Annotated in this window: 2 protein-coding genes; both read right to left on the reverse strand. The window is 72.4% G+C overall.

The genetic code is table 11. The features are described from left to right. Nucleotides 1-443, reverse strand: a 443-nt coding sequence (locus KN815_RS46305; protein WP_253209672.1) for an AAA family ATPase, incomplete at its 3' end; no start/stop codon positions are given. A gap of 90 nt (nucleotides 444-533) precedes the next feature. Beyond that, the coding region (cofH, locus tag KN815_RS46310; protein WP_216347786.1) for a 5-amino-6-(D-ribitylamino)uracil--L-tyrosine 4-hydroxyphenyl transferase CofH at nucleotides 534-1365 on the reverse strand (832 nt) is incomplete at its 5' end.

The raw sequence follows: 1365 nt of genomic DNA on the forward strand, positions 1-1365 counted from the left end.
CGGGCGGCGAACGCGCTCGACGCCGACGGCCGGGGCTCGCCCGCCGCCTCCTGCGAAGGCCGCGGCGCGGGCTGCTGGGCCGCCGAATCGGCCTCGTGGCGCCGCTGCCGGTAGGTCGCCAGCAGCTTGTCGAAGGACCTCAGCGGATGGCCCTGCTCGGCGAACTGGGCACTGATGGCCGCCATCACCTCGGGCACGCTGTTCAACGACTCGTCCACCGAGGCGGTGAGCGCCCGGTGTTCCCGCGCGGTGTTCTCCAACTGCCGCAGCAGCGTCGTCTTGCCCACCCCGGCGTCGCCGCGCACATGGAACAGGAAGTGGTGCGCGGCGTCCTCGGGCGGCACCGCGAAGTTCTCCCGGAACGCGGCCAGCTCCTGCCGTCGCCCCACGAACCGGCGCCGCTGCCGGATCAGCTCCCGAATCGTCGGACGCCGCTCTGCCATGGGTGCCCCTTCCCCCGCTTCCCATGGCAGCGTATCCGCGCGGCGCGCCCCCGAACCCTGAGCCGGACTCGGTCCGACCGTGAGCCGGGCTCAGTCCCCCAGCACCGGGAGCAGTTCCGGCAGATGGCCGTCCGAGGCGAGGGCCGCGGCCTGGCGGTCCTCGGGGACGGGGCCGTAGGTGGTGGTGCGCGGGCGGGCCGGGCGGCCGGTCAGCTCGGCGATGGCCACCAGGTCCTGGATGGAGCGGTAGGAGCCGTAGGAGGAGCCCGCCATACGGGAGATCGTCTCCTCCATAAGGGTGCCGCCCAGGTCGTTGGCGCCGGAGCGGAGCATCTCGGCGGCGCCCTCCGCGCCCAGCTTCACCCAGCTCGTCTGGATGTTGGGGATATGGGGGTGGAGCAGGATCCGCGCCATGGCCGTGACGGCGCGGTTGTCGCGGCTGGTGGGGCCGGGGCGGGCGATACCGGCGAGGTAGACGGGGGCGTTGGTGTGGATGAAGGGGAGGGTGACGAATTCGGTGAAGCCGCCCGTCTCCTGCTGGATCTCGGCGAGCAGCCGCAGATGGGCCAGCCAGTGGCGGGGCTGGTCCACATGGCCGTACATCATCGTGGACGAGGACCGCACCCCCAGCTCATGGGCCGTCTTGACGACCTCGACCCAGGTGGCCGTCGGCAGCTTGCCCTTGGTGAGGACCCAGCGCACCTCGTCGTCCAGGATCTCGGCCGCCGTGCCGGGGATGGTGTCCAGGCCCGCCTCGCGCGCCGCCGTCAGCCATTCGCGGATGGACATCCCGGTGCGGGTCGCGCCGTTGACGACCTCCATCGGGGAGAAGGCGTGGACATGCATCCCGGGGACGCGCTCCTTGACGGCGCGGGCGATGTCGAAGTACGCGGTGCCGGGCAGATCGGGGTGGATGCCGCCC

Source organism: Streptomyces niphimycinicus, from assembly GCF_018883605.1.
GTDB classification, from domain to species: domain Bacteria; phylum Actinomycetota; class Actinomycetes; order Streptomycetales; family Streptomycetaceae; genus Streptomyces; species Streptomyces niphimycinicus.